The sequence below is a fragment of the Bradyrhizobium sp. PRIMUS42 genome, assembly GCF_023006515.1.
Taxonomy (GTDB): Bacteria; Pseudomonadota; Alphaproteobacteria; order Rhizobiales; family Xanthobacteraceae; genus Bradyrhizobium.
This window is the reverse complement of the sequence record NZ_JALBGZ010000844.1, coordinates 1-2,481: the sequence shown is the minus strand read 5'-3', so window position 1 is coordinate 2,481 and position 2,481 is coordinate 1. Positions and strand designations below refer to the sequence as shown.

Sequence of the window (2,481 nt, the reverse complement as noted above, 5' to 3'; positions counted from 1 at the left end):
CCGGCGATCGTGGTGGCGCCGTAGGGCGCGCCGCCCGTGACTTCGTCGAGCTTCATCTGACCGGTAAAGCCGTAGTTCATGCCGACGACGACCATGCCGAAATGCAGCAGGTTGGTGATGATCGAGAACAGCGTCGTCTCCTGGCCGCCATGCTGGGTCGCAGTCGAGGTGAAGGCGCCGCCGACCTTGCCGTGCAGCGCACCCTTGGCCCAGAGGCCGCCGGCCTGGTCGAGGAAGTTCGCCATCTGCGAGGCCATGCGGCCGAAGCGGGTGCCGGTGCCGACGATGATCGCGTCGTAATTCGCGAGGTCATCGACCTTGGCGATGGGAGCGGCCTGATCAACCTTGTAATAGGAGGCTTTGGCGACTTCGGCTGGCACCAGCTCCGGCACGCGCTTGATGTCGACGGTGGCGCCGGTCTCGCGTGCGCCCTCGGCGACGGCGTTGGCCATCGCTTCGATGTGGCCATAGGCGGAGTAATAGAGGACGAGAACTTTGGTCATGTGTGGTCTCCGTTGGACGATGAGTTTGACTAGTTGTTGAGGTCGTCATGCCCGGGCAGAAGCGCGAAGCGCGTCTTCGCGCTAGATGTCCCGGCATCCACGCTCTTGTCCGCTCGTGGAGGGTCGTGGATGGCCGGGACAAGCCCGGCCATGACGGAGAGCGTTGCTACGCTGCGTCGACGAGCACGATCTCCGAATCTTCCAGCGCGGTGATCGTCAGCCGGCCTTCGTCGCGGATCGCAGCGCCGTCGCGGGCGTTGACGCGGACGCCGTTGATCTCGACGGCGCCTGCCGCGGGCACGAGGTAGAGATGCCGCGACGTCTGCGGCGCGTATTCCGCGCTCTCGCCGGCCCTCAGCGTGGTGGCGAGCACCCGCGCATCGGCGCGAATAGGCAGCGCGTCGGTATCACCTTCGATCCCGCTCGCGATCGTCACGAGCTTGCCGGAGCGGTCCGCCTTCGGGAACGGCTTAGATCCCCAGGTCGGCTGTCCCCCGCGCGCCGTCGGCTCGATCCAGATCTGGAAGATCCGCGTCCTCGTCGGCTCGAGATTGTACTCGGAGTGGCGGATGCCGCTGCCGGCGCTCATCACCTGCACGTCGCCCGCTTCAGTGCGGCCCTCGTTGCCGAGACTGTCCTGATGGGTGATGGCGCCCTCGCGCACATAGGTGATGATTTCCATGTTGGCGTGGGGATGGGCCGGAAAGCCGGTGTTCGGCGCGATCTCGTCGTCGTTCCACACCCGCAAGGCGCCGTGACCCATGTTGTTGGGGTCATAGTGGCTAGCGAAGGAGAAATGATGCTTGGCCTTGAGCCAGCCGTGGTCGGCGCCGCCGAGCTTTGCGAAAGGTCTGAGTTCGATCATCTGCGTATTCCTTGACTTGAAGAGTGGCGGCTCGGATCAGGCGCCGAAGCCGCCGTCGACATTGAGCACCGTGCCGGTGACGAAGGAGGCTTCCGGGCTTGCGAGAAAGACGATTCCGGCGGCGACTTCCTCAGGGCGGCCGAAGCGTTGCAGCGCGTGCTGCTTGCGCTGGGTCTCGGCGAACTCGCCGCCATCCTTCGGGTTCATGTCGGTGTCGATCGAGCCGGGCTGCACCACGTTCACCGTGATGCCGCGCGGGCCGAGGTCGCGTGCCGCGCCCTTGGTGTAGCCAACCACGGCTGCCTTGGTGGCGACGTAGTCGGCAAGGCCCGGGAACGAGGCGCGGTCGGCCAGCATGGAGCCGACGGTGACGATGCGGCCGCCTTCACCCATCAATTGCGAAGCGGCACGGATCGCCGCGATCACGCCATGCACGTTGACCTGGTCCTGACGGGCCAAGGCTTCAGTGTCGGCACTGGCATCGTCGATCGCACCGCCGGCGGCGACGCCGGCATTGTTGACGAGAATGTCGAGATGGCCGAATTCCTTGGCGACGTCGTTGACCAGTTGGGTGACGTCCTTCGCGGAAGCCTGGTCGGCCCTGAAGGCACGCGCCCTGACGCCCTTCGCCTTCAATTCAGTTACGACGGCCTCCGCCTTGTCCGGCGAGGCGACATAGCTGATGGCGACATCAGCGCCTTCGTCGGCGAGTGCGCGGGCGCTTGCCGCGCCGATGCCGCGCGAGCCGCCGGTGACGAGGGCAACCTTGCCTGAGAGCTTCTTGGTCATTGGATTTCTCCATTTCCTGAATTTCTGATGACCCTTGGATAAGGCTCCGCCTGTGGTATAGAAATAGAAACTATAGAAACGCATTGTTTCCCAAAAGCTCCGATCGGACAGGTCCCATGGCAAAACTCCCCGATTTCGAGGCGCTCGCGATTTTCGCAAAAGTCGTGGAATTACGGTCGTTTGCGGGGGCCGCGAGCGAACTCGCGATGTCCAAGGCGACGGTCTCGAAGGCCGTGACCCGGCTGGAGGAGCGGTTAGGGGCCCGCCTGTTCAACCGCACCTCGCGCCGGCTCGCGCTGACCGATGCCGGCCACAAGCTCGCCG

Annotated in this window: 4 protein-coding genes; 1 reads left to right on the top strand and 3 read right to left on the bottom strand. The window is 64.8% G+C overall.

Going from position 1 to position 2,481, the window contains the following annotated elements; all coding sequences use genetic code 11:
• The 3 genes from wrbA to MOV75_RS34550 form a co-directional block, all read right to left on the bottom strand.
• Positions 1 to 503 (bottom strand): NAD(P)H:quinone oxidoreductase (gene wrbA / locus MOV75_RS34560; RefSeq protein WP_247007581.1); only part of this gene is annotated, 503 nt, incomplete at its 3' end.
• Positions 504 to 669: 166 nt separating this feature from the next.
• Entirely contained in the window at positions 670 to 1,368 is a 699-nt protein-coding gene (locus tag MOV75_RS34555; RefSeq protein WP_246931558.1) for a pirin family protein, read from the bottom strand.
• Between the two features lie 36 nt (positions 1,369 to 1,404).
• Positions 1,405 to 2,157, bottom strand: coding sequence for an SDR family NAD(P)-dependent oxidoreductase (locus MOV75_RS34550; protein ID WP_247007580.1), 753 nt, complete (start codon positions 2,155 to 2,157; stop codon positions 1,405 to 1,407).
• 116 nt (positions 2,158 to 2,273) lie between these two features.
• Between MOV75_RS34550 and MOV75_RS34545 the strand changes: the two genes are divergently transcribed.
• Positions 2,274 to 2,481: LysR family transcriptional regulator (locus MOV75_RS34545; RefSeq protein WP_247007578.1), on the top strand; the 208-nt coding region annotated here is incomplete at its 3' end.

Excerpts from the sequence above, each read along its gene's own strand:
- MOV75_RS34555 (WP_246931558.1), bottom strand. The coding sequence starts at position 1,368 with ATGATCGAACTCAGACCTTTCGCAAAGCTCGGCGGCGCCGACCACGGC.
- MOV75_RS34550 (WP_247007580.1), bottom strand. The coding sequence starts at position 2,157 with ATGACCAAGAAGCTCTCAGGCAAGGTTGCCCTCGTCACCGGCGGCTCG.